This window comes from Dokdonella sp. GW821-FHT11D02 (genome assembly GCF_058808595.1).
The window spans coordinates 4,959,538-4,983,086 of record NZ_CM179520.1 but is presented as its reverse complement, the minus strand read 5'-3'; the positions used below and the strand labels follow the sequence as shown (position 1 = coordinate 4,983,086).

General features: G+C 67.7%; 27 protein-coding genes. 19 read left to right on the top strand and 8 right to left on the bottom strand.

Features of this window, described 5'->3' with window-relative positions; genetic code table 11:
* The first annotated feature begins 94 nt into the window (after positions 1 to 94).
* Genes AC3QL3_RS21130 through AC3QL3_RS21120 form a run of 3 tightly spaced genes read left to right on the top strand, consistent with a single transcriptional unit; the run spans position 95 to position 2,258 of the window.
* Entirely contained in the window at positions 95 to 460 is a 366-nt protein-coding gene (locus tag AC3QL3_RS21130) for a DUF4398 domain-containing protein (RefSeq protein ID WP_492896090.1), read from the top strand.
* On the top strand, positions 457 to 1,233 hold the full coding sequence (locus AC3QL3_RS21125) for an OmpA family protein (RefSeq protein ID WP_492896089.1): 777 nt from the start codon (positions 457 to 459) through the stop codon (positions 1,231 to 1,233). Before AC3QL3_RS21130 ends, AC3QL3_RS21125 begins: the two co-directional genes overlap by 4 nt.
* A 59-nt stretch (positions 1,234 to 1,292) precedes the next feature.
* A complete protein-coding gene (locus AC3QL3_RS21120; RefSeq protein ID WP_492896088.1) occupies positions 1,293 to 2,258 on the top strand; it encodes a ribokinase in 966 nt (321 codons plus the stop codon).
* A 13-nt stretch (positions 2,259 to 2,271) separates the two neighbouring features.
* Here the strand turns inward: AC3QL3_RS21120 and AC3QL3_RS21115 are convergent, their stop codons facing one another.
* From AC3QL3_RS21115 to AC3QL3_RS21105, 3 genes are all read right to left on the bottom strand, one after another.
* Positions 2,272 to 2,874 carry a hypothetical protein gene (locus AC3QL3_RS21115; RefSeq protein ID WP_492896087.1) on the bottom strand — a complete coding sequence of 201 codons (603 nt, stop codon included), beginning with the start codon at positions 2,872 to 2,874 and terminating at the stop codon, positions 2,272 to 2,274.
* Between the two features lie 8 nt (positions 2,875 to 2,882).
* Positions 2,883 to 4,265 carry a hypothetical protein gene (locus AC3QL3_RS21110; RefSeq protein ID WP_492896086.1) on the bottom strand — a complete coding sequence of 461 codons (1,383 nt, stop codon included), beginning with the start codon at positions 4,263 to 4,265 and terminating at the stop codon, positions 2,883 to 2,885.
* Between the two features lie 113 nt (positions 4,266 to 4,378).
* The gene (locus tag AC3QL3_RS21105) at positions 4,379 to 5,059 is read right to left on the bottom strand and encodes a DedA family protein (RefSeq protein ID WP_492896085.1); all 681 of its coding nucleotides are present in this window, start codon (positions 5,057 to 5,059) and stop codon (positions 4,379 to 4,381) included.
* A gap of 168 nt (positions 5,060 to 5,227) precedes the next feature.
* Between AC3QL3_RS21105 and dusB the strand changes: the two genes are divergently transcribed.
* From dusB to AC3QL3_RS21090, 3 genes are all read left to right on the top strand, one after another.
* The gene (dusB, locus tag AC3QL3_RS21100) at positions 5,228 to 6,226 is read left to right on the top strand and encodes a tRNA dihydrouridine synthase DusB (RefSeq protein ID WP_492896084.1); all 999 of its coding nucleotides are present in this window, start codon (positions 5,228 to 5,230) and stop codon (positions 6,224 to 6,226) included.
* Positions 6,227 to 6,262: 36 nt separating this feature from the next.
* The gene (locus AC3QL3_RS21095; RefSeq protein ID WP_492896083.1) at positions 6,263 to 7,297 is read left to right on the top strand and encodes a YVTN family beta-propeller repeat protein; all 1,035 of its coding nucleotides are present in this window, start codon (positions 6,263 to 6,265) and stop codon (positions 7,295 to 7,297) included.
* A gap of 92 nt (positions 7,298 to 7,389) precedes the next feature.
* Positions 7,390 to 8,037, top strand: a complete 648-nt coding sequence (locus tag AC3QL3_RS21090) for a dihydrofolate reductase family protein (protein WP_492896082.1) — start codon at positions 7,390 to 7,392, stop codon at positions 8,035 to 8,037.
* 7 nt (positions 8,038 to 8,044) lie between these two features.
* Here the strand turns inward: AC3QL3_RS21090 and AC3QL3_RS21085 are convergent, their stop codons facing one another.
* The 4 genes from AC3QL3_RS21085 to AC3QL3_RS21070 all read right to left on the bottom strand — a co-directional run bounded on the left by AC3QL3_RS21085 (position 8,045) and on the right by AC3QL3_RS21070 (position 10,955).
* Entirely contained in the window at positions 8,045 to 8,965 is a 921-nt protein-coding gene (locus AC3QL3_RS21085; RefSeq protein ID WP_492899007.1) for an aspartyl/asparaginyl beta-hydroxylase domain-containing protein, read from the bottom strand.
* A 95-nt stretch (positions 8,966 to 9,060) separates the two neighbouring features.
* Entirely contained in the window at positions 9,061 to 10,401 is a 1,341-nt protein-coding gene (locus AC3QL3_RS21080) for a tryptophan--tRNA ligase (RefSeq protein WP_492896081.1), read from the bottom strand.
* A gap of 6 nt (positions 10,402 to 10,407) precedes the next feature.
* The gene (locus AC3QL3_RS21075; protein ID WP_492896080.1) at positions 10,408 to 10,725 is read right to left on the bottom strand and encodes a CcdB family protein; all 318 of its coding nucleotides are present in this window, start codon (positions 10,723 to 10,725) and stop codon (positions 10,408 to 10,410) included.
* On the bottom strand, positions 10,725 to 10,955 hold the full coding sequence (locus tag AC3QL3_RS21070) for a type II toxin-antitoxin system CcdA family antitoxin (protein WP_492896079.1): 231 nt from the start codon (positions 10,953 to 10,955) through the stop codon (positions 10,725 to 10,727). Before AC3QL3_RS21070 ends, AC3QL3_RS21075 begins: the two co-directional genes overlap by 1 nt.
* Positions 10,956 to 11,092: 137 nt before the next feature.
* Here AC3QL3_RS21070 and AC3QL3_RS21065 point away from each other — a divergent pair, with 137 nt between their 5' ends.
* The 7 genes from AC3QL3_RS21065 (at position 11,093) to AC3QL3_RS21035 (ending at position 16,907) form a co-directional block, all read left to right on the top strand.
* A complete protein-coding gene (locus AC3QL3_RS21065; protein ID WP_492896078.1) occupies positions 11,093 to 11,908 on the top strand; it encodes a hypothetical protein in 816 nt (271 codons plus the stop codon).
* 206 nt (positions 11,909 to 12,114) lie between these two features.
* Positions 12,115 to 12,984 carry a DUF2306 domain-containing protein gene (locus AC3QL3_RS21060; protein WP_492896077.1) on the top strand — a complete coding sequence of 290 codons (870 nt, stop codon included), beginning with the start codon at positions 12,115 to 12,117 and terminating at the stop codon, positions 12,982 to 12,984.
* A gap of 10 nt (positions 12,985 to 12,994) precedes the next feature.
* The gene (locus tag AC3QL3_RS21055) at positions 12,995 to 13,765 is read left to right on the top strand and encodes a DUF4386 domain-containing protein (RefSeq protein ID WP_492896076.1); all 771 of its coding nucleotides are present in this window, start codon (positions 12,995 to 12,997) and stop codon (positions 13,763 to 13,765) included.
* A complete protein-coding gene (locus AC3QL3_RS21050) occupies positions 13,762 to 14,283 on the top strand; it encodes a DUF4386 family protein (RefSeq protein WP_492896075.1) in 522 nt (173 codons plus the stop codon). Before AC3QL3_RS21055 ends, AC3QL3_RS21050 begins: the two co-directional genes overlap by 4 nt.
* On the top strand, positions 14,196 to 15,011 hold the full coding sequence (locus AC3QL3_RS21045; RefSeq protein ID WP_492896074.1) for a hypothetical protein: 816 nt from the start codon (positions 14,196 to 14,198) through the stop codon (positions 15,009 to 15,011). Before AC3QL3_RS21050 ends, AC3QL3_RS21045 begins: the two co-directional genes overlap by 88 nt.
* A 37-nt stretch (positions 15,012 to 15,048) precedes the next feature.
* Positions 15,049 to 16,128: a sensor histidine kinase gene (locus AC3QL3_RS21040; RefSeq protein ID WP_492896073.1), complete on the top strand. Its 1,080-nt coding sequence runs from the start codon at positions 15,049 to 15,051 to the stop codon at positions 16,126 to 16,128.
* Entirely contained in the window at positions 16,125 to 16,907 is a 783-nt protein-coding gene (locus tag AC3QL3_RS21035) for a LytR/AlgR family response regulator transcription factor (protein ID WP_492896072.1), read from the top strand. Before AC3QL3_RS21040 ends, AC3QL3_RS21035 begins: the two co-directional genes overlap by 4 nt.
* 60 nt (positions 16,908 to 16,967) lie before the next feature.
* Here AC3QL3_RS21035 and AC3QL3_RS21030 read toward each other — a convergent pair whose 3' ends face one another.
* Positions 16,968 to 18,545 carry an alpha/beta fold hydrolase gene (locus AC3QL3_RS21030; RefSeq protein WP_492896071.1) on the bottom strand — a complete coding sequence of 526 codons (1,578 nt, stop codon included), beginning with the start codon at positions 18,543 to 18,545 and terminating at the stop codon, positions 16,968 to 16,970.
* 326 nt (positions 18,546 to 18,871) lie between these two features.
* Here AC3QL3_RS21030 and AC3QL3_RS21025 point away from each other — a divergent pair, with 326 nt between their 5' ends.
* The 6 genes from AC3QL3_RS21025 (at position 18,872) to AC3QL3_RS21000 (ending at position 23,533) form a co-directional block, all read left to right on the top strand.
* Positions 18,872 to 19,162: a hypothetical protein gene (locus AC3QL3_RS21025; RefSeq protein ID WP_492896070.1), complete on the top strand. Its 291-nt coding sequence runs from the start codon at positions 18,872 to 18,874 to the stop codon at positions 19,160 to 19,162.
* A gap of 2 nt (positions 19,163 to 19,164) precedes the next feature.
* Positions 19,165 to 19,566: a DUF4410 domain-containing protein gene (locus AC3QL3_RS21020; RefSeq protein WP_492896069.1), complete on the top strand. Its 402-nt coding sequence runs from the start codon at positions 19,165 to 19,167 to the stop codon at positions 19,564 to 19,566.
* A 179-nt stretch (positions 19,567 to 19,745) separates the two neighbouring features.
* A complete protein-coding gene (locus tag AC3QL3_RS21015; protein ID WP_492896068.1) occupies positions 19,746 to 20,753 on the top strand; it encodes a sulfate ABC transporter substrate-binding protein in 1,008 nt (335 codons plus the stop codon).
* Positions 20,754 to 20,783: 30 nt separating this feature from the next.
* The gene (cysT, locus tag AC3QL3_RS21010) at positions 20,784 to 21,623 is read left to right on the top strand and encodes a sulfate ABC transporter permease subunit CysT (RefSeq protein WP_492896067.1); all 840 of its coding nucleotides are present in this window, start codon (positions 20,784 to 20,786) and stop codon (positions 21,621 to 21,623) included.
* Positions 21,624 to 21,630: 7 nt separating this feature from the next.
* A complete protein-coding gene (gene cysW, locus AC3QL3_RS21005) occupies positions 21,631 to 22,494 on the top strand; it encodes a sulfate ABC transporter permease subunit CysW (RefSeq protein ID WP_492896066.1) in 864 nt (287 codons plus the stop codon).
* A gap of 10 nt (positions 22,495 to 22,504) precedes the next feature.
* Positions 22,505 to 23,533 carry a sulfate/molybdate ABC transporter ATP-binding protein gene (locus AC3QL3_RS21000; RefSeq protein WP_492896065.1) on the top strand — a complete coding sequence of 343 codons (1,029 nt, stop codon included), beginning with the start codon at positions 22,505 to 22,507 and terminating at the stop codon, positions 23,531 to 23,533.
* Positions 23,534 to 23,549 lie beyond the last annotated feature (16 nt).

The window sequence follows — 23,549 nt, the reverse complement described above, 5'->3', positions numbered from 1 at the left end:
CCTTGACGGGAAGCGGGTCGACGGTGCCGATTGCGGCCGTCGGTGGTCGCCGATGCACGGTCGAGCGGACCGGCCTCGGCCTTAGGAGGCCGCCATGTTCCGGATTCTGTTTGTCTTGCTCTTGCTCTCGTGCAGCGGCGTCGTCGGCGCCGTCGAGCGCCAAGACGCCGAACTCACGCTGGCACAGGCCAGCACCGCCGTGCAGAACGCGCGTCGCGACGATGCACCGACCTACGCCGTGGCCGAATTCGCCACCGCGCAAACCTCGCTCAACGCGGCGATGGACGCGTGCAACGGACGTGCCTGGACGCAATGCTTGATTTACTCCGAACGCGCCCGCGTCGACGGCGACCTCGCCGCGGCGCGCGGCCGTCAGGTCCGCGCCGAATCAGCCGCGGACGAACTCGAGCGCAGTCTCGACAGCCTGCGCGCCCAGATCGCTGCCGGAGGTGGCTCATGAACGTGCGTGCCGTTCCCCTCGCCCTTGCCATCGCGCTGACCGGTTGCGTCAGCGTGCCGCCCGCTCCGCCCGCGCCGGTGGTGCAGCTGCAGAGCGAACTCGATCGCCTGCAGCACGATCCGCGTGTCGCCGCCAACGGCGGCGCGGAACTTGCGCAGGCCGACGTCGCCGTGAATACGCTGGCACGTGACTATCGACTGCTCGATCAAACCGCGCGCGAGCAGAGAATCTACATCGCAGGCCGCTTGCTCGAGATCGCCGAGGCGAGCGGACGCGCGCGCTTCGCCGAAGCGCACAGCGCCGAACTCGCCGGCGAACGCGAACGTCTGTTGACGCGTGCCAGCGCGCCGCGCAGCGTGGCGCCGGCACGCACCGTCGCCGGCGGCGAATGGTTGCCGCCCGAGCGCCGCACCTTGATGGCGATCCAGGAGCGTTTGCCGAACATGGAATCGAGCCTGGATGCGCGCGGCCTGGTCGTGCGCTTCTCCGAGTATCAGTTCCAGCCCGACAGCAGCACGCCGACGCCGACCGCCGAGCGCTCGCTCGACCAGCTCGCCCGCGTGCTGCGCGACGAGCCGAATGCACGCGTCGCGGTCGAAGGCGTCGGCAACGCCGCCGGCAACCGCCTCGCGCTCGGCCGCGCCACCGCGGTGCGCGACTATCTGGACGCGCGCGGCATCGAATCGGGGCGCGTCACCGTGCGCGGCGTCGACGCCTACGATCCGAGCGCGGCCGATCGCCGCGTCGACGTGGTGATCCTGGCCGCCCGCTAGGCCTGCGCCGCGGCCACGCCCGCTACACTGTCCGGCCGCAACACAGGCAGGGCGTAGCGATGGCGGACGTGGTCGTGGTCGGGTCCTTCGTGCAGGACCATATTTGGGGACTCGATCGCTTTCCGCGGCCCGGCGAAACACGCCGGGCCGCCACCTTCTACAGCGGGCCGGGCGGCAAGGGCTTCAACCAAGCCGTGGTGTGCGCGCGCCAAGGTATCGCGACCGCCTTCGTCGGCGCACTCGGCGACGATGCGCTCGGCGCCGCCGCGCAGCGCTTCGCCGCGGCGGAAAGCCTGCCCTGCCGCTGGCAGATCCGCAGCGATCGCGCGACCGCTACTTCCGGCATCTTCGTCGACGCCGGCGGTGCGCCGATGAACGTGGTGCAGCTCGATGCGAACGAGGCGCTGACGCCGGACTTCGTCGCCGCGCAAGCCGACCTCTTCGCCGGTGCGCGCTTGCTGCTTTTGCAGCTGGAGAACGACATCGCGACCACGTGCGCGGCGCTCGATCTGGCGGCTCGACACGGGCTCGTGCGCGTGTTGAATCCGGCGCCGGTGCGCAGCGAGGCCGATGCGGCCCTGCTCGCCGGCTGCGATCTGATCACGCCGAACGAAAGCGAATTCGCGCTGCTGCTCGAACAAGTCGCCGGTGTCGTGATTGATGCCGCAGGCCTCGCAGGATACGAGGACGCCGAACTGCACGCGCTCGCGCGCCGCCTCGGCGTGCCGACCGTGGTGCTGACGCTCGGCGCACACGGCTGCTTCGTCTCGCACGCTGCGCAACAACAACTCGGCGATGCCAGCGCGTACTACCGCCTCGCACCCGAGCGCGTGAATGCGCTCGATGCGACCGGTGCGGGCGATGCGTTTTCCGGCGCGCTCGTCGCGGCGATGGTGCGGGATGCCGCCGCGCCGTTGCGTGCGGCCGTGCAGTACGCCAATCGCGTCGCCGCGTTGTCGACCGAGCGAGTCGGCACCGCACCGGCGATGCCGCACTACGCGGAAGTGCGCGCGCGTTTCGGTTGAGCGGGGGAACGGCTCAGGCTTTGGGTGCGGTCGGCAGCTCTGCCAGCGCGCGTTTGCGCTCGGCCACGTCCGCGTGGGTCAGGCGTTCTTCCCACACCAGCACGGTGCGATCGACGCGGCCGCGCGGCACCAGGCCGGAGCGGTAGATGACTTCGTCGGCCAGACGCGTGCGCAGGTCGGTCTGGCTTTCCTCGATCAGGCGCTGCTTGAACGCCGCCAGTACGGCCGCCGAGCCGTCTTCGAGACGGGTCAGATAGGTCAGCGCTTTCTCGCGTGTGGCCGCCTCGTTCGCGCCGAGCAGCTGGATCAATGCCGCTTCGTAGGAGCGGTCGCGCGTCGCGTCGAGCAAGGCGCCGAGCGCGATCGCGCGGCAGACGCCGTTCGGCGCCTCGGCCAGCTTGCGCTCGAGCAGCGCGCGTGCCTGCGGCAGTTCGAGCTTGCCGAGTGCCTGCATCGCGACTTCGTCGTATTGCCCGGCCGGCAGCCGCGCGACGGCGAGGCCGAACACGCGCTCGCGATCGGCATCCGCCAATGCGCCGAAATGCCCGGCACCGAAACCTTCCAGGGCGAGGCGTCCGTTGCTCTCGAACACCTGCACGATTTGTTCGAACGACATGCTTAGATTCACTTGACCGGCGGGTTCACGATGATGGGATCGTGGATCTGCGTGATCCTGCCGGTTTTCAGGCCTTCCTTCAACGCGGGCAGCTCGACCTGCTTCCACACATCGCCACCGCCGACCGCGGCCTTGGCCGGGCTTTGCACCACGAATACCTCACCGCGCGCGCTCTCGGCGTACTGCTGCGACAGGCGGCCCCAGAACGTTTCGTTCATCGGCTTGAAGCTGCCGTCGGCGTTCTTGTAGGGGAAATGCTGGTTGATCAGATCGACCTGCTTGCCGCCGATGTCGACCTTCCAGCTGTCGACCACGCGGCCGCCGGGCGTGCTTTCCAGGGTCATGCCGCCGCTCTTGGCGGCCAGGTCGCCGGCTTCGTCTTTCGCACCGGACCAGAAATAGGCGCCGTCCTTGGGTGTGGACACGTCCAGCCGCGCCAGCACGCCGTCGAGATCGCCGGCTTCGACGTAGGGACGCAGCACCGCGCGCGCTTCCTCGATTTTGCCGGCCTTGGACAAGTTGCTGATCAGCGCGCGATCCTGCTCGACCGTACGCACGGCGACCTTGGCCGCGTCGCCGACGTCGTCGGCCTTGGCCACCTTGCCGGCGTCCGCTGCCGCATCGCCCGTGCGCGCCGCCTTGCTGGCGTCGCCGGCGGCGTCCAGCGCGCGCGTCGCATCGCCGACCTTGTCCAGCGCGTTGGCGCCGTCGGCCAGATGCGCCACTGCATTGGCGCCCTCGGCGCCCTTCAGCGCGGCATTCGCCTCGCCCACACCGATGAACAAGCTGCCGACGTCGACCACGCCGCGGCCGATGAACTTCGACCAGTCGCCCTGCTTGGCCGCGTCCTGGTAACCCGCCGTCACGCCGTTCCACAGCGCCTTGGCCGTGTTCACGTTGCCGTCGGTATTGGTGATCCACGCGGTCGGGCTGGTCAGGTTGCCGATCGCCTCGGCCGCCTTGCCCACGTTCTCCAGCCGCTGCAGGTTCTCGCCGCCGTGGGTCGCCCACTCCAGCGGATTGACCAGCTTGCTGGCGCCGTCGGCCAGCTGCACCACGCCCTTGCCCATGTCGTACACGGCAAGTCCCGCGCCTTCGACCACGCCGATCGTGCTGGAGACGTTCTCGGCCACCGTCTTGCCGACGATGCCGCCGTGTTCCTCGCCGAACTCGACCAGGTCCTTGCGGAAGCCGTCGACCGCCTGCTCGGCGCCCTTGACCGCGCCGTCGATCTTCTCGCCCACCCACTCCTTGGCGTGGTCGATGTCATCGAGACGGTCGCCGACGAAGTCCTGCGCGCCCTTGAGCGCGTCCGCACCGGCGTCGGCCACATCTTCGGCCGTGTTCTTGACCCATGACGCCGCGCCGCCGATCACACTGCCGATGCCCATGTCGCTGTCCTTTGTATGCCGGTTTGCCGCACGCAGGCGCGGCAATGTGACAGGCAGGCTACGGCGTCGGCGCCGCGGCGAACATTGGGGAAAACCCTGGGGCGGGCGAGGCCTCAGCCGGGCGGATCGTGCGGGGCCACCTGCTGCGCGCGCTTGGCGCGATGGGCGCGCAAGGCGCGCAGCCGCGCGTGCGCACGGCCCTTGCGCCGCCACCAGAACCAGGCCACCAGCGCGATCAAAAGGAGTGCGCCGACCAGGATCACGCTCTCGCCGCGCTTGACCCACGCGACCAGCCATTGATGGTTTTCGGCGCCGAAATAGCCGAGATACACCCAAAACGGCACCGAGATCACCGCGGCGAGCCCGTCGAACAGGATGAACTGGGCGAAGGACACGCGATGGCTCATGCCGGCCGTGATGTAGATCGCGGTACGCAGACCCGGCAGGAAGCGCGCGACGAACATCAGACGATTGCCGTAGCGCGCGTATTTGTGCTGCACCTTGGCGTAGCGCCGCGGCGTCAGCAGGTAGGACACCCAGCGGATGCGCAGCGCGCGCGCGCCGAAATGGCGGCCAGTCATGAACATGATGACGTCGCCGATCAGGACGCCGGCGAGTCCGACCAGGCACATCACGTGCACATTGGCGTAGCCGAGCCCGGCGATGACGCCGCCGGCGACCAGCGAGATGTCCTCCGGCAGCGGAATGCCGAAGCCGCTCATCAAGAGCACCACGAACACGGCGATGTAGCCGTGCTCGGTGAAGAGTCGGATCAGGGTTTCGAGAAAAGCCATCAGCGCGGGCCTGCGTCCGGCGTGCGCGGAGAAGGCGGCAGGTCTGCAACGATCATCGGGAGTGTGGAAGCCGTCATGGGCGCGAAGTCTACCGGCTGGCGCGTGTACGGTTGCGCTCCGCGGCTTCGCGGTGGGGCGGAGCCCGAGCGCCGCCGCTACAATGCGCGAATGCGCATCGGCTCCCACCTCATCGATCCGCCCGTCGTGCTCGCGCCGATGGCCGGGGTCACCGACAAACCGTTCCGGCAGCTGTGCAAGCGGCTCGGCGCAGGCTTGGCGGTGTCGGAGATGACCACCGCCGATCCGCGCCTGTGGACGACGCGCAAGTCGTTGAAGCGCATGGATCACGTCGGCGAGCCCGACCCGGTCAGCGTGCAGATCGCCGGTTACGATCCGGCCATGCTGGCCGAGGCGGCGCGCTACAACGTCGCGCACGGCGCGCAGATCGTCGACATCAACATGGGCTGCCCGGCGAAAAAAGTCTGCAATGTCTGGTCCGGCAGCGCGCTGCTGCAGGACGAAGCCCTGGTCGGACGCATCTTAGACGCCGTCGTCGCCGCCGCCGGCGTGCCGGTCACTTTGAAGATCCGCACCGGCTGGAACCGCGCGAACCGCAACGGCGTGGCGATCGCGAAGATCGCCGAAGCCGCCGGCGTCGCCGCCCTGGCCGTGCACGGGCGCACGCGCGCCGATCTTTACCAGGGTGAGGCCGAGTACGAGACCATCGCCGCGATCAAGGCCGCGATCTCGATTCCGGTGCTGGCCAACGGCGATGTCGATACGCCGCAGAAGGCGCGCGAGGTACTCGATGCCACCGGCGCCGACGCGGTCATGATCGGCCGCGCCGCCCAGGGCCGACCGTGGATCTTCGGCGAAATCGCGCACTTTCTCGCCAGCGGGCAGACGCTGGCACCGCCGTCGCCGCGCGCGGTGCGCGACATCCTGCTCGGCCATCTCGAAGATCTGTACGCGTTCTATGGGGAGCCGCAGGGCGTGCGCATCGCGCGCAAGCATCTCGGCTGGTACGCCAAGGATCGCGCCGAGAACGCAGCCTTCCGCGCGGTGGTGAACCGCGCCGAGACGGCGCACGAGCAGCAAAGGCTCACGCACGACTATTTCGACGCGCTCGACGCCGAGGCCGCCGCCGATTTCGCCGCCGCGGCCTGAATTCACAGCCGCGCGAGCGCTCACGAAAGGATCGCGATGAAGATGCTCAAAACCTTGCTCGCGCTGAGCTTCGCGGCCGCGTTGCTGCCGACTAGCGAAGCCGCGGCCGCCGGCGTGCTCTTGGTCGGCAACAAGAGCGCGCAATCGATGAGCGCGCTCGATCTCGACAGCGGCGCCAAGCTCGGCGAATTCGCCACCGGCGTCGGGCCGCACGAGATCGAGTTGTCGCCCGATCGCCGCTACGCGGTGGTCGCGAACTACGGCGCCGAGCAGGCCGGCCATACGTTGAGCGTGTTCGACTGGCGCGCGCGCAAGCTCGCGCGCACGATCGATCTCGGCAGCAACACGCGTCCGCACGGCCTGCGTTTCGTGCCGGGCAGTCAGCGCGTGCTGGTCACCACCGAAGGCAGCGGCAGCGTGCTCGAAGTCGACGTCGCGAACGGCAAGGTCGTGCGCCGCATCGCGGTCGGCGAGGGCAAACCGCACATGCTCGCGGTCGCGCCCGATGGCGCCTACGCCTACGTGACCCAGGTCAACGCCGGCCTGCTCAGCCGCATCGATCTGCGCAAAGGCGCCAAGCGCGACGATCTGGCCACCGGCGCCGGTGTGGAAGGTGTCGCGATCAGCCGCGACGGCGGCGAAATCTGGGTCACCAATCGCGAGGCGGACAGCGTTTCGGTGGTCGACAGTGCGAGCTTCAAAGTCGTCGCGACCTTGCCGAGCGTCGGGTTTCCGATCCGCGTCGCATTCACGCCGGACCAACGCTACGCGCTGGCCGTCAACGCGAAGGCGGCCACGCTCAGCGTGTTCGACCGCGCCGCACGCAAACTGGCCGCGAGCGTGGCCTTGAGCGAGGCGGGGGTGACGTACAAGCCGAGCATGCTCGGCGAGAGTGCCTTGCCGATCGGCGTACGCGTCGATCCGGACGGACGGCGTGCCTACGTCGCGCTCAGCGGCGGCGACCGTATCGCGGTGATCGACGTCGACGGCTGGAAGCTGCGTACGCACTGGGCCAGCGGGCGCGAGCCCGATGCGCTCGCGATCGTCGCGGCGGACGCCAAGCGCGATTGAATCCGTCGACACGCGCGCTGAGTTTGTCGATCGCGTGCCTGCCCGATCGTCGTCTTGACGAAGAATGTCCTTCCTGAGCGAGAACACCAATCATGGGCAAGTTGCGCGTACAGAGTTTTTCGGTCTCCCTCGACGGCTATGGCGCCGGCGTCGAACAGAGCCTCGACGATCCGCTCGGCCGGCGCGGTCCCGAACTGATGGAATGGTTTTTCCCGACGCGGACCTGGCGCGCGATGCAGGGACAGGACGGCGGCGAGACCGGCATCGACGACGATCTTGCCGCGGCGGGCATGCGCGGCCACGGCGCCTGGATTCTCGGACGCAACATGTTCGGGCCGGTGCGCGGGCCGTGGCCGGATGATCATTGGAAGGGCTGGTGGGGCGAAGAGCCGCCGTATCGCGTGCCGGTGTTCGTGCTGACGCATCACCCGCGCGCCTCGTTCACGATGAAAGGCGGCACCAAATTCCACTTCGTCACCGAAGGCATCCACGCCGCGTTGGCACAGGCGCGCGCCGCCGCGGGCGAGCGCGACATTCGCCTCGGCGGCGGCGTGGCGACGGTGCGCGAATACCTGCACGCCGGCTTGATCGACGACCTGCATCTGGCGCAGCGCCCGCTCCTGCTCGGTCGCGGCGAATCGCTGCTCGGCGACATCGACCTGCACGCGCTCGGCTACGAATGCGAGAAGACTCTCGCCGGCGAGCGCGCGACGCACCTGTTTCTGCGCAAACGCGCCTGAGCCGGAATCAGGCGCGCAGCGGAATCCACGGCAACAGCAGCCAGCCAAGCACCACCGCGATCAAGGCGACGCGCGTCAGGCGGTAGCCGAGCGGCGTGCGCCGCTTGAACGCCTTGCGCACTTCGCCGGCGCGGTGCGCCAGCGCGTACAGCCGATTGACGGTGCCGACGCGTTCGCCGCCGACGTTCTGCGTCGCGGTCGCCTGGCCGAGCACGCGGCCGACGAAGCGGTTGATCGCGCGCATCGGCGCCGTACGCAGCGGCCGCTCGACGTCGCAGAACAGGATCACGCGCGTCTGCTCGGTACGGTTCTCGGCCCAGTGCACGTAGGTTTCGTCGAACACGATGTCGTCGCCGTCGCGCCAGGCGTACATCTCGCCGTCGACGAAGATGCGGCAGTCGTCGGAGTTCGGCGTGACCAGGCCGAGGTGATAGCGCAGGGAGCCGGCGAACGGATCGCGGTGCGGATTGAGTTTGCTGCCCGGCGGCAGCAGGGCGAACATCGCGGCTTTCACCGACGGCATTTGTTCCAGCAGCGCGACCGTCTGCGGGCACAGCGTATGCGCCGACTGCAGCGGCTCGCCGTACCACTTGAGGTAGAAGCGCTTCCAGCCTTCCTTGAAGAACGAGGCGAAGCTGGCGTCGTTGTGCTTCTCGGCCGCACGGATGAAACCCTCGTCGAACAGATGCAGGGCTTCGCTGCGGATGCGCTGCCAGTTGTCGCGCAAGAGGTCGAGATGCGGAAATTTCGCGCGATCGAGGATCGGCTTGGCCGGCACCGCCGAGAATGCGTACATCAAGAGGTTGTACGGCGCGAAGATGCCGGAGTGGTCGACCAGCTGGCGCCCGAATTTCAGCCGCTGCCGGCCGCGCAGGTGCACGTACAGCACGCAGGCGAGGTAGAGCGCGAGCAGGAGCAAGAGAACCAGGCGGAAGGAGAGTTCGGGCACGAGGATTGGGTGGTTCGGATTTTCGGAATCGGAGGATACGCCGACCGTCGCGAAGCGTTCGCGACGGCGCGGGTTCAGGCCTTCGCCAGTTTGTCCGCCTTGAGCGCGGCCAAGGCGGCGGCGATCACCTCGGGCGAGGGCGCGCCCTCGGCCGCTGCGGCTTGGGTCAATAGAGGCGCCAGCGCAGCGCCGTCGTCGCCGGCTTCGACCAGGGCGGCGGCGAGACGGCCGGCGTCCTTGGGCGAATCGAAGGCGCGGCTCTGCAACAACAGTTCGCCGTCGGCCGCCGCCAGTTTGAAATAGAACTTGCCGTCGCTTTCGCGATAGCTTTTCAGTTGCGGCAGCGCCGCGCCGCTCGACGTGCGCGCGGCGGGCGCTTGCGGTCGATCGGTCAGGCGGCGGATACCGGCCGCCCAGCGCAATGCGTCGACGAAGGGCTGACTGCGCGCGCGCGCCTTGGCCGCGCCGGCGTGCAGCAATTCTTCGATGCGCTCGGGCTTGGCGATCAGTGCGTCGTAGCGCTCGCGCAACGGCGCCAGCTCGGCGTCGATGCGCTCGTACAGCTTGCGCTTGGCGTCGCCCCAAGCGATGCCGTCGGCGTAGGCCTGACGCATCGCCGCGGTTTCCTCGCGGCTGGCGAACGCCTGGTAGATCGCGAAAATGTTCGAGCCTTCGGTGCCTTTCGGCTCGCCCGGTGCGCGCGAGTCGGTGACGATGCCGAGGATCGCTTTCTCCAATTCCTTCGGGCGCAGCCACAGCGGAATGGTGTTGTTGTAGCTCTTGGACATCTTGCGGCCGTCGAGACCGGGCAGGGTCGCGACGTGCTCGTCGACGCGCGCCTCCGGCAGCGTGAACGCGACGCCCTTGTGCGCCAGCTCTTTGGCGTAGAGATGGTTGAAGCGCTGGCCGATGTCGCGCGCCATCTCGATGTGCTGGATCTGATCGCGCCCGACCGGTACCTCGTGCGCGTTGAACACCAGGATGTCGGCGGCCATCAGCACCGGATACATGTACAGACCCGCGGTGATGCCGGCGTCCGGATCTTCCTTCGCCTCGTCGTTCGCATCGACCGCGGCTTTGTAGGCGTGGGCGCGGTTGAGCAGACCTTTCGCGGTCACGCAGGTCAAAAGCCACGTCAGCTCGGGAATCTCGACGATGTCGGACTGGCGATAGAAGAACACCTTGTTCGGATCGAGGCCGCAGGCGAGCCAGCTTGCCGCAATCTCCAGCGTCGACTGCTGCACGCGCTGCGGCTCGTCGCATTTGATCAGCGCGTGATAGTCGGCGAGGAAGAAGAACGACTCGGCGTCGTCGCGTCGGCTCGCCGTGATCGCCGGGCGGATCGCACCGACGTAGTTGCCGAGGTGCGGGGTGCCGGAAGTGGTGATGCCGGTCAGGATGCGTCGTTTCTGCATGGAGAGTCAGATGCCGCTGAAGAGGAAATCGAGGGCTCGCAGGATCGTGTCGCGTTGCTGATCGATGTTGCCGATCCGCTTGCGCAGGAAGGTGGCCGGCACCGCGGCGAGTTCCGGTGTGTACATCACCAGCGACTCGCCCTCGACGTCGAGGCGCGGAGTGAGAGTTTGCGCCAACTTGCCTTCGACGACGCCGGGTTTGCCCAGCGGCACGATGACGACGGTCGCCAGGCCTTCCAGCAGATCCGACTGCACGGCGAGGAAATACGGAAGCCGCTTGCGGCTCTGCGCGTGTTCGTTGAGGTAGACGTCGTGGCGTGCCATCAGAACGTGCGGAACTCGTCGCTCCACAAGCCGTCGCGTTCGATGTGGCGGTTGTACGCCTCGATCGCCTCGCGGTTGTCGCGCTTCCACTGCTCGGCGCGGCGCTGGCGGATGACGGTTTCCAGATGCTTTTCGAATTCGCGCGACAGATTGATATCGAGCGCGCGCGCGTCCTCGAGCAGATCCGCGCGGATGCTTAGGTTGGTCGCTTTCTTGGCCGGGTTCGACATGATCGATCCTCAGGATTCATGCGCATGACTTATGCGCAATCGTAGAGGGAAGCTGTGCCGGCGGCAACCCGGACTCGCCGCTAACCCCGCTGTCGATGGTGTGGCGTTGCACGACACATCCAACCCGGAGGTTCGCCATGCAACGCCTGCTCTGCACCGCCTTGTTCATCTCCCTCGCTGCCGCGTTCGCACCGCCAGCGCGCGCCGGCAACCTGCTCGACCTCGCCGTGGTCGACCGCGACACCGGCCAAACCCTGCCGACGTACTCGAGCCGCGGCAAGCTCTACGTCGCCGGCGCGCCGGGGCATCGTTACTCGGTGCGTTTGAGCAACCGCAGCGGCGGCCGCGTGTTGGCCGTGCTCAGCGTCGACGGCGTCAACGCGGTCAGCGGCGAAACGGCGAGTCCGGAACAGTCGGGCTACGTGCTCGATGCGTGGGAGAGCACCGAGATCGCCGGCTGGCGCAAAAGCCTCGACGAGATCGCGCAGTTCAACTTCACCGCTCTCCCCAACAGCTACGCCGCACGTACCGATCGGCCGGCGAATGTCGGCGTGATCGGAGTCGCGGTGTTCGCCGAACGCGCGCCGGCGTGGCGCGAAAATCGCGACGAGATCGCCGCTCGCGCCGCTGCGCCCGCCGGCGCCGCCGCGGATGCGCAGAATGCGCCGATGCCGGCCCCGGCCGAAGCCGAGGCGTCGGCGCCGAAGGCGGAAGCGAAGCAGAGTGCGCTCGCGCGCCGCGAGCGCCTGGGTACCGGACACGGCGCGCGCGAATACGCGCGGGTCGACACCACCACGTTCGTGCGCGCCTCGCGCGCGCCGGCCGAAACGGTGGCGCTCTGGTACGACAGCTACGCGAATCTGGTCGCGCAAGGCGTCGTACCGCGGCCGATCGCGCGGGCCGAGCCGCAACCGTTCCCCGGCGGCTTCGTGCCCGATCCGCCGCGGCGTTGAGATGCCGGCGCTGCTGACGCGCCGGCTCGGCAACGAGCGGCGCGGGAGTGCGCGATGCGGAAGAGGGCTCCTGTAGGTCGAACGGCCATCGTTCGTCGGCACCGGCCGCATTTCGTCACGACCGTTCCGTCGTTGGTCGGCGCACCCCTTTCGAGCCGGTTCGGCCGCGGCCAGAGTGCCGCGGTCGAATCGTTCAGGGGTCCAGCGTGCACGCATCGGTCGAGGCCGTATCGATTACCGCAGGTCGCAGCGAGGCTGCTTCCGTTGCGCAGAGGTGCACTAAGCCGCCGTTGGCCGCGCGCACGTTGCGCGCGTCGGCGACGTTCTGGTTCGCCATCGCGGCGCTCGGCCAGCTGATCTTCGCCACCTACATCGCCGGTCTTTACGGCCGCGCGACGGTGACCGGGCGGCCGGAACTGTGGAACAAGGTGATGCCGCACGGCTACGTCGCCGGCGACACTTTCTTCAACATCGTGCTCGGCCTGCATCTGAGCTTCGCCTTCGTCATCACGGTCGGCGGACTCTTGCAGCTGGTGCCGGCGATCCGGCGCGCGCTGCCGGCGTTTCATCGCTGGACCGGGCGCGCTTATCTCGCAACCGCCGCGATCATGAGCATCGGCGGTCTGGCGATGGTGTGGGGGCGCGGCGCGGTCGGTGACCTTTCCCAGCACGTCGCGATCAGCCTCAACGCGCTCACGATCCTCGCGTGCGCCGCGATGGCGTGGCGGCATGCGCGCGCGCGCCGCTACGACCTGCATCGGCCGTGGGCCCTGCGCCTCTTCCTCGCCGTCAGTGGGGTCTGGTTTTTTCGCGTCGGACTGATGTTCTGGATCGTGGTGAATCAAGGCCCGGTCGGCTTCGATCCGAAATCCTTCAGCGGCCCGGCGCTGACCGTACTCGCCTTCGCCGTCTACGTGATCGGGCCATTGAGCCTGCTCGAACTCTACCTGCGCGCACAAAAAAGCCGCCGCGCGGGCATGCAGTACGCGACCGCTGCCGCGATCTTCGCCACGACCTTGGTCATGGGTGCCGGCGTCGCCGCGGCGACCGCGTTCATGTGGCTGCCGGAACTGTGAGGGCGACGGAATGAACCGCACCAACACTCTGCAACTCGAAGCGCGCGCGGCCGGCGCGCTCTATCTGATCGTCATCGTCGGCTGCCTGTTCGCGGAACTGGTCGCGCGCGGCCAGCTGGTGGATTACGGCAACGCGGCCGTCACCGCGAGCAACCTCGCTGCGCACGCGGCGCTCTATCGAGCGGGTCTCGCGGCCGATCTGCTTGCCTGTCTGTGCTACGCCGCGATCACGTTCCTGTTCTACGACGTGTTCAAGGGAGTGAGCAAGCGTTGGTCCCAGCTCGCGGCGTGCTTCGGCCTGGTCGGCGTGGGCGTGCAGGCGGCACTCGCGTTCTTCCACATTGCGCCGTTGTTGCTGTTGGCCGGCAGCGGCTATCTGAATTCCTTCGATGCCGAGCAACTGCAAACCTTGGCGCTCTTCTCGCTGAAATTGCATGCGCACGGCTACGACGTCGCCTTGGTGTTCTTCGGCGCCTACTGCGTGGTGATCGGAGGGTTGATCTTCGCATCCGGCTTCCTGCCGAGAATCCTCGGCATTCTGATGACGTTCGGCGGATTGGGTTATCTGAGCGGAAGCTTCGTCGGCATTCTGTCACCGACGTGGTCGAACGCGATCTCCGACTACTCCGGATTGCCGGCTCTGGTCGGAGAAAGCGCGCTTTGCCTGTGGCTGCTGGTAAAGGGCATCGACGCCGTGAAGTGGACGGCGCGCGCGGGTGCCGGCGTACGGTTACGCAACGACGAATTCGCGCTGGCTGCAAACGCCGGAGCCGGATCGTGACCCGGTCCGGCAACGCGCGGCTCGCCGGCGTCGCTTTTCTCGCCTATATCGCGGCCGGCATTGCGAGCCTCGTGCTCGCCCGTCAGCCACAGGCGGTCGGCGTGCTGTCGATGCTCGCGGCGTTCTCGGCGCTGGTTCTCGGCGTCACGCTGTATGCGCTCACGCGTGCGCAAGACGCCGAACTCGCCCTGCTCGGCCTCGCCTGTCGCATCGTCGAGGCGGTGCCAGGCGGCGAAGGCGTCGGCGCGATGTTCTTCGCGGTCGGCAGCGCGCTCTTCTCGTGGTTGCTGTTGCGCGGACAGATGGTGCCGCTGGGGCTGGCGCGGCTCGGCGTCTTCGCTTCGGTCTTGCTCGTCGCGAGTCTGCTGCTGCGGCGCGCGGGTCTGTTCGCCGACGCGGTGAACTGGGGCTCGACCGCGGCTTGGCTGCTGTGGTTGCCGATGCTGATCTTCGAGCTGGCGTTGGCGTTCTGGTTCCTGTTCAAAGGTGTCGCGGCGCCGGTGCAGAAGTCGTCGTGATCATCGAGCTGGCCGCCGGCAGCTCGGCGTTCGCCGCCGCAGGGGCGGCGCTGGTGCTGGCGACGCACATCACGGCGGGCGCGGTCGGCCTCGCGTCGGGCACGCTGACGTTGATCGCGAAAAAAGGTTCGCCGCTGCATCGCCGCGCCGGCGCCTGGTTCTTCGTCTCGATGCTGGCTATGGCCGGCATCGGTGCCGTCGCAGCCGCATTCCTGCCGCAGCGGCCGTCGGTGGTGGTCGGCGTGTTCACCTGCTATCTGGTCGCCACGGCTTGGATGGCGGTGCGGCGGCCGCCGAACCGAAGCGGCGCGTTCGAAGTCGGTGCGTTGCTGGTGGCGCTCGCGGTAGTCGCGGCGTTCGCGGTTCTGGGCTGGCTCGCCGTACACGATCCGAACGGGCAGCTCGACGGCTTGCCGGCGGCGCCGAACTTCGTCTTCGGCGGTGTCGCAGTGCTCGCCGCGTTCGGCGACGCGAGAACGATCCGCCGCGGCGGCCTACCCGGCCCGGCTCGTCTTGCGCGTCATCTGTGGCGGATGTGCTTTGCTTTCCTGATCGCCGCCGCGTCGTTCTTTCTGGGCCAGCCGCAGATCTTTCCGAAGTTCCTGCGCGATTCGTTCGCGCTGTTCGTACCGGAGCTGGCGATCCTCGCCGTGATGGCGTTCTGGCTGCTGCGCGTGCGGCGCACCGGTGCGAATGGCCCGCCTGCGACGGCGGCGCGCGAGCCATGACGCTGCCGACAGGCCGAAGCTTGACTATCCTCTGCGCATGCCCGAGTCATCCCCCGATCCGACGCCGCGCGGCCTGAGCCGCGTTTTCAGCCCGCGGCGCCTGCGCGCGGTGCTGCTGCTCGGACTCGCTTTCAGTCTCCTGCTGCGCGTGGTCTGGTTGCAGGCGCCGTACTTCGTCGTGCTCTGCCGCTTGTGGATCGTCGGCTTGGTTGCGCTGACGGTGTTCGGCTTGTTCGAGCGCTGGCCACGGCGGTTGCCGCGCTGGATCGCGCGCTGGGCGCTGCAGGTGGTCATGGTCGCACTGATCGCGCCGTTCGCCGCATTCCTCGCTTACAGCCTCACCACCCTGGGCTTGGATCATTCGTGGTGGCGCGACGGTGACCGCCTCAACGGCTTCGGCTCGCTGACCGCACTCGGTGTGCTGATCACGCCGTGGATTGCGGTGGCGGCGCTGCTGCGGCAAATCCGTGGCGAAGCCGAGCGCCAGCGGCTGGTGTTCGAGCTCGAACGCAGCGAATTGGAGCGGCGCGCGCTCGATGCGCGCATGCGGCTGTTGCAGGCGCAGGTCGAGCCGCATTTTCTGTTCAACACGCTGGCCAACGTACGCGAATTGGTCGACAGCGGCTCGGCGCAAGCCTCGCGCGTGCTGGCGAGCTTGATCGCCTATCTGCGCGCGGCGGTGCCGCGGCTGCAGAGCTCGGCGACGCTGCGGCAGGAGCTGGATCTGGTGCGCGCCTATCTGGAAGTCATGCAGATGCGCATACCCGATCGCTTGCAGTTCACTCTGCAAGCCGACGTGGCGGCGCTGGAGCGTTATTGTCCGCCGATGACCTTGCTGACCCTGGTCGAAAACGCAGTGCGTCACGGCATCGATCCGGCCGAGGAGGGCGGTCGCATCGACGTGCGCGTGCGCGTGCAGGGCGAACGCTGCCATGTCGAGGTCGCCGATACCGGCATCGGTTTCGCCGCGGGCAGCGGCGGTCTCGGCACCGGGCTTGCGAATCTGCGCGAGCGTCTGCAACTCGCCTTCGGCGGCGATGCGCAGCTGCGCTTGTCGGAACTGCAGCCGGGCGGTGTCTGCGCCGAAGTCGACTTCCCGCTGCGCGATCCGCCATGAGCCGAGGCCCGACCGCACTGATCGCCGACGACGAGCCGCTGCTGCGCGAAGCTTTGGCGCGCCAGCTCGGCCAGATCTGGCCGGAGCTGAACGTGGTCGCGCAGGCGCGCAACGGACGCGAGGCGATCGAGCGTTTCGAAGCGCTGCGGCCGCAGGTGTGTTTTCTGGACGTGCAGATGCCGGGCTTGTCCGGCGTCGAAGCCGCGCGCGCGATCGGCCGGCGCGCGCATCTGGTGTTCGTCACCGCCTACGACCAATACGCGGTGCAGGCGTTCGCGCAGGGCGTGCTCGACTATCTGGTCAAGCCGGTCGAAATAGAGCGGCTGGCGGAAACGGTGGCGCGATTGAAGGAGCGCATCGGCGCGGCGCAGCCGGCGGCCGATACCGATGCCTTGCTGCAACAGCTCGCCGCGCAATTGCAGCGGCGAGCCGCGCCCGCGCCGTTGCGCTGGCTGCGCGCGCAAGTCGGCGCGACCTTGCGCCTGATCGCGGTCGACGAGATCGATTTCCTGCGCTCGGATGCGAAGTACACGCGCGTCGCCTGGCGCGGCGACGCCGGTCAGCCGGCGGAAGCCTTGGTCAGCTTGAGCCTGAAGGACTTGCTCGCCCAGCTCGATCCGCAACAGTTCGCTCAGGTGCATCGCTCGGTCGTGGTCAACCTGCGTGCGATCAGCCACCTCGTGCGCGGCGACAACGAAACCGCCGACATCCATCTGAAGGGCCGCGACGAGGTGTTGCCGGTCAGTCGCAGCTATCTGCATCTGTTCCGGCAGATGTGAGCCGGCCTAGCTCGAGGAGAGCGGCATTCGATGCCGAATGCCGCTCTCGCGCAGAACGCATCAATGCAGCGGCACGCTCAGCGTCGACGGATCGGACGCGGGCGAGCTGAAGGTGACGCTGCCGCCGAGCGAACTGACGCCGGCGTAACGCAGGTCGACGGTGTCGATCACCAGCACCAGCTGCTGCCAGGCCGGAATCTCCCAGCTGGTCGCTTCCAGTTGAATGTCGATCGTCTGCGCCACGCCGGGCGTGGCGTCGCGCAGGCTGTAGGGCTTGTGCGTGAGCAGGCTGCCGTTGCCGAGCACATCGACGCTGTAGAGATAAGCGAACAACGAGGTGTTCGCGCGGCTCGGCGTCACCGTCAGGTGCAGCTTCGGCGCGCCGGTCACGCGTTTGGCGCTGGAGTAGACCGGTCCCGACCAGACGCCGGCGTCGAGGCGCGAGATCAGCGGTACGGACGCCGACTGCGCCACGCTGAGGCCTTGCAGGAAACCGGCGACGAAGATCGGGCCGGAGGCGGCGACGGTCGGCACGCCGGTGTTGATGCGATAGCGCCAGCCGGTTCTGCTCGCTGCGGTCAGCGCGCCGGTCGGCCACAAGCCGCTCGGTTGACTGAGGCCGAAGGTGGTGGCGTTCGCCTGCACCGCGGCCCAGTTTGCATAGCCGTTCCAATCGCCGTTCTGCGTCTTCAGGCGCACCGGCGCTTCGGCGTCGACACCGTTGTCGAGCCCTTTCAGATGATGATCGAACCAGCGCCCGACTGCGTCGTAGACCTCGTTGGGCAGGCCGAGCAGGCCCGGAATCTCGACCGTGCCGTGGTCGCCGTGCGCGAGCATCAGTTGCTTGGGTCCGCTCAGTTGATTGAAGAAGTCGACGTATTGCATCGGCGGGAACAGGCCGTCGCCGTAGGCGTTCGCCAGCAGCACGGCGGTTCCGTTCTGGTTGAGGTAGTCCACCTCGGTGTTCGCGCTGCGCTCGGGCGCGTGCGGCAGCAACACCGCGGCGCCGCCGTCGAAATCGCCGACGAGAATGTGCGCGCCGGCCTCCGCCAGCAGCGGGCCGGGACGTCCGGCGAGCACGCCGGCCGCGATCAAGAGCAGCGCGCCTTGCTGGCTGACGGTGCGATTGGCGTCGAGCGAAGCGGCCAGATCGGCCCAGCCGCTGAGCCCCGCCACCGCCTTGATACGCGGATCGCGCTCCGCCGCCAAAAGACTGATGCCGGCGCCGTAGGAAACGCCGGAAGCGCCGATCGCGTTCGGGTCCGACGGTGTGTTGGCGAGCGCCCAATCGATGACCGAACTGACGTCCTCGACGGTGTCGGGACCGGCGATGTCGACTTGACCGGTTGAATCACCGAAGCCGCGCGAGCTGTAGCTGATCACGACATAACCCTGGCTCGCCAGCGCGCTGCCGCGCAGCACGTACTCCAGACTCGGCGTGCCCCAGCTGCTCGGCATCACCAGCAGCGGAAACGGCCCCGGGCCCTGGTCTTTCGGCGTCAGCACGACGGCGCCGGCCACGGCTCCGTCGTAGACCGGAATCAATCGATAACTGACATCGAATCCGCCGGCGATGGCGGGCGCCGCGCCCGCCATCCAACTCACCCACAACACCATCGACACGATGATCCGCCGCATGAGGGGTTCTCCTGGCTAAGTGGCCTCCATACGCAATAGTATGGTTGGCGTGCCGGAGTCTAGTCTCGCAATAGGTTTTTTTCTGCCGCCCAACAGCGATTTCGATGCATCGGCTCGTAAGTTCACCGCTGCGTCCAATAGCAGCCGCAAGCGCGAGGAAATCCGCAGTGCAGTACGGTTTCGGCCCGTCTGCGACGCCGCGCGTAGAGGGTTCCTTCCTCTGATCGAAGCGGCGATGGCCGTGAAAGTCGGCTGCGGCAACTGCTAAAGTGATCGAGCGGTTTCTTGGGAAGAAGTGCCGCTTCTATCGGACTGGGGGAAAACCTATGCAACTCACTCTCGCTCGGCGCGCCTGCGCCGGGGCGTTGTTCGTCTCGCTTGTTCTCGCCGGCTGCGCTTCGTCGCCGCCGCGCGCCAAATTCGCCGACGCCTCCAAGACCAGCACCGTCTTGCTGCAGGCGAACGACACCGTCGCCGTCGCCGTTTCCACGGGTACTGGCGTGACCATGGCGGACTACGAGAAGACGCGGCTTCGCGATCAGATCCAAAGCAAGCTCGCCGCGAAGCAGGCGCAGAACGCGGCGGCGCCGTCGCCGTTTCCACGGGTACTGGCGTGACCATGGCGGACTACGAGAAGACGCGGCTTCGCGATCAGATCCAAAGCAAGCTCGCCGCGAAGCAGGCGCAGAACGCGGCGGCGCCGGAGCCGCGCGAGTATGAAATCGACCTCACCGTGACTCGCTACGAGAAAGGCAACGCGTTTGCGCGAGCGATGCTCGCCGGGCTCGGCCAGATTCATCTCGAAGGGCTGATCAAGGTGTTCGAAAAAGCCACGCACACCCAGCTGGCGGAATTCAGCATGGACAAGACCTTCGCCTGGGGCGGCATCTACGGCGGCACCACTTCGATGGAAGACATCGAAGGCACTTACGCCGAAGGCATCGCCGGCGCGTTGACGGGTCACACGAAGGATTCCAAGGCTGGCGCGGCGCCGGAAAGGAGTGTTGCCGCGGAGAAATGAGACGACGTGCATCGGCACCGCGGCGGCGATGTCGATGCGCGACGGGACGCAAGGGCGCGGCCGCGTGGCAACTGCTTACCGTCAGGGCATGAGGTGATGCACACGCGCCATGGTCTGGTAACACCACCCTAACGAATTCGCTGCCAGACTGCCGGCACGACTTTCCGAAGGGGATTGCCATGCGACGTTCCATCGCCGCCGTTTTCGCGTCCGCCGTATTTGCCTACGCCACGTTCGCGCATGCGGACACCACCTTGCTCAACGTGTCCTACGACCCGACGCGCGAGCTGTACCGCGAGTTCAACACCGCGTTCGCGGCCGAGTGGAAGAAGCAGGGCGGCGATGCGCTGACGATCAACCAATCGCACGGCGGTTCGGGCAAGCAAAGCCGCAGCGTGATCGACGGGCTCGAAGCCGATGTAGTCACGCTCGCACTGGCCTACGACATCGACGCGATGCACGAACACGGCGATCTGGTTCCGGCCGATTGGCAGAAGCGCCTGCCCAACAACAGCGCGCCCTATACCTCCACCGTCGTCTTCCTCGTGCGCAAAGGCAATCCGAAGGGCATCAAGGATTGGGACGATCTGGTCAAGCCCGGCATCAGCGTGATCACGCCCAACCCGAAGACCAGCGGCGGCGCGCGCTGGAACTATCTGGCCGCCTGGGGCTACGCGGCGAAGAAATACGGCGGCGACGCCGCCGCGCAGGAATTCGTCGGCAAGCTGCTCAAGAACGTACCGGTGCTGGACACCGGCGCGCGCGGATCGACCACCACCTTCGTCGAGCGCGGCCAGGGCGACGTGCTCTTGGCGTGGGAGAACGAAGCGCTGCTCGCGCTCGGCGAGAGCGGCAGCAAGGACCAGTTCGAAATCGTGGTGCCGTCGGTCAGCATCCTGGCCGAACCGCCGGTGACGGTGGTCGACAAGGTGGTCGACAAGCGCGGCACGCGCAAAGTGGCCGAGGCCTACCTCAAATACCTGTACTCGCCGCAAGGGCAGGAAATCGCGGCGAAGAACCATTACCGCCCGCGCGATGCGGCGGTGGCGGCCAAGTACGCCGACGCGTTTCCGAAGGTGCCGCTGTTCACGATTGACGAAGTCTTCGGCGGCTGGCAAAAGGCGCAGAAGACCCACTTCGCCGACGGCGGCACGTTCGACAAGATCTACGTGCCCGGCGCGAAGTAGGAATGGCTTTCTGGATCTAACGGAGCATTCATGCGTCCACGGTGGCGCCGCCACGCGCTGCCCGGCTTCGGTCTGACCTTCGGAGTCTGCGTCAGCTACCTGTTCCTGATCGTGCTGATTCCGCTGGCCGCGCTGGCGCTGAAATCCGCCACGCTCGGGCCGGCCGAGTTTTGGCAGGCGGTCGCGTCGCCGCGCGCGCTCGCTTCCTATCGCGTCACCTTCGGCTGCGCGGCGCTGGCCGGCCTGGTCAATCTCGTGCTCGGGCCGCTGCTCGCGTTCGTGCTGGTGCGCTATCGCTTCCCGGGCCGCAAGCTGGTCGACGCCTTGGTCGACCTGCCGTTCGCGTTGCCCACCGCGGTCGCCGGCATCACCCTGACCAAACTGTATGCGGCGAACGAGCCGCTCGGCGGCTGGCTCGCGCGTCTCGGCTGGCAGGTCGCCTACACGCCGAGCGGCATCACCGTGGCCTTGATCTTCGTCAGCCTGCCGTTCCTGGTGCGCAGCGTGCAGCCGGTGCTGGAGCAGCTCGATCCCGATATCGAAGAGGCCGCCGCGACGCTCGGCGCCGGCCGTCTGACCACGCTGTGGCGCGTCGTGCTGCCGGCGTTGTGGCCGGCGATCCTGGCCGGCTTCGCGCTCGCCTTCGCGCGCGCGATCGGCGAATACGGCTCGGTCATCTTCATCGCCGGCAACATGCCGATGGTGTCGGAGATCGCGCCGCTCTTGATCACCGGCAAGCTCGATCAGCACGACTACGCCGGCGCCACCGCGATCGCGGTGGTGCTGCTGGCCACCTCGTTCCTCGCGCTGATCTCGATCAACCTGTTGCAGCTTTGGACCGTGCGGCGACGCTCGGCCGACGCGCGTTGAGCCGGTGATGAGTCCGCACTCGCCCCGCAAGTCCTCCCTCGCCCTGCGCGATCCGCGCTGGTTGCGCTGGACCTTGCTCACGATCGCGCTCGCCTTCGTCGCGCTGTTCCTGGTGCTGCCGCTGCTCGCGGTGTTCGGCTATGCGTTCGAGAAGGGCCTGGAGGTGTGGCGCGCCGCGGTCACCGACAGCGAGGCGCGCGCGGCGATCCGTCTGACGTTGCTGGTCGCCGCGATCGCGGTGCCGCTCAATACGGTGTTCGGTGTCGCCGCGGCGTGGTTGATCACGCGCTATTCGTTCCGCGGCAAAGGCCTACTGGTCAGCCTGATCGATCTGCCGTTCGCGGTCTCGCCGGTGATCGCCGGCCTGATCTACGTGCTGCTGTTCGGCAAGCAGGGTTGGCTCGGGCCGTGGCTGGCCGAGCACGACGTCAAGATCATCTTCGCCGTGCCCGGCATCGTGCTGGCGACGACCTTCGTCACCTTTCCGTTCGTCGCGCGCGAGCTGATTCCGCTGATGCAGGCACAGGGCGGCGACGAGGAGCGCGCCGCGATCACGCTCGGCGCCTCGGGCTGGTCGATGTTCTGGCGCGTGACCTTGCCGAAGATCGGCTGGGGCCTCTTGTACGGGGTGATTCTCTGCAACGCGCGCGCGATCGGCGAGTTCGGCGCGGTTTCCGTCGTTTCCGGACACATACGAGGCCTGACCAATACGATGCCGCTGCACGTCGAAGTGCTCTACAACGAATACCAGCGCACCGCCGCATTCGCGGTCGCATCCTTGCTCGCGCTGTTCGCCTTGCTGACCTTGGTGCTGAAACAGATCATCGGCTGGCGCATGCGTCGCGCGCTGCCGGCGGAACAGGAAACGTGAGCCACCCGACATGAGCATCGACGTCGCCGACATCCACTATGCCTACGGCAAGGCGCCGGCGCTGCGCGGCATCGATCTAAGTATCGAGTCGGGCGAGCTGCTGGCTCTGCTCGGGCCGTCCGGCTGCGGCAAGACCACCTTGCTGCGCATCGTCGCCGGGCTCGAATTTCCCGATCGCGGCCGCGTCGCGTTCAACGGCCGCGACGTGACCGATGTCAGCGCGCGCAAGCGCCACGTCGGCTTCGTGTTCCAGCATTACGCGTTGTTCAACCATCTCTCCGTGTTCGAGAACGTCGCCTTCGGCCTGCGCGTACGGCGCTGGCGGCTGCGTCCGCGCCGCGACGAGCTGCAACGCAAGGTGCGCGACCTGCTCGACCTGGTCCAGCTCGGCGACTACGCGCAGCGTCTGCCGGCGCAGCTGTCGGGCGGACAGCGCCAGCGCGTCGCACTCGCGCGTGCGCTGGCGGTGGAGCCTGAAATCCTGCTCCTGGACGAACCCTTCGGCGCGCTCGATGCGCGCGTGCGCGGCGACCTGCGCCGCTGGCTGCGCGGCCTGCACGACCGCATCCACGTGACCAGCGTATTCGTCACCCACGATCAGGAAGAAGCGTTCGAGCTGGCCGATCGCATCGCGGTGATGAACCAGGGCCGCATCGAACAGCTGGCCGATCCGCAGACGCTCTACACGCGGCCGGCGAGTCCGTTCGTGTGCCGCTTCCTCGGCGAGGTCAACGAATTGCCGGCCGCGCTGCACGCGCGCTGGAGCGGCCGCGACGAGGCCGACGTGGTCGCCTTCGTGCGTCCGCACGATCTCGACTTCGAGCCGGCCGAAGCCAGCGGTGTGCGCATCGAATCGGTGCGCGATCTCGGCCCCACCGTGCGCATCGAAGCGCGGCATCCGGCGCTGGCGGCGTCGCTGGTCGCGATCCACGAACGCGGCCGTTTCGATGCCGCGCGCCTGCAGCCGGGCCAGAGCGTCGCGCCGGCGGCGCGACGCTGGGTATTGTTCCGCGGCGACGAGCCGATTGCCGGCGCTTGACGCGCTTCACATCGAG